This is a genomic window from Pseudomonas sp. SDO524_S393 (genome assembly GCF_054071875.1).
Genome location: NZ_JBSVVZ010000173.1, coordinates 1 through 280, shown reverse-complemented (window position 1 = coordinate 280; position 280 = coordinate 1). Strand labels below are relative to the sequence as shown.

The window sequence follows — 280 nt, the reverse complement described above, 5'->3', positions numbered from 1 at the left end:
CATCGCCGTCGTAAATCGCCACCCGCGTGTTCGGCTCTGCCTTGCCGATCAGGGTTGGGGTTTTGTCATCGGTGAGGCTGCCGGTGGTCAGTTCGCCGGTCTTGCCGAAGTCGTCGAAGGCAAAGTCGATGATTGGTTTGGACGACTGCGGTGCACCGATGTTCAGTGTGAATGGATCGGACGTTACGCCAGCGGTCACCACCGTAAAGACGTGCTCTCCCTGGCCCAGTGTGGGGACCGGGAAGTGCCAACTGCCATCTGCGCTCGCGTAGGCATTGCC

General features: G+C 60.7%; 1 protein-coding gene. It reads right to left on the bottom strand.

From position 1 onward, the window contains the following. A partial coding sequence (locus ACW9IB_RS29530; protein ID WP_457416863.1) for a hypothetical protein occupies positions 1-280 on the bottom strand: 280 nt, incomplete at both ends.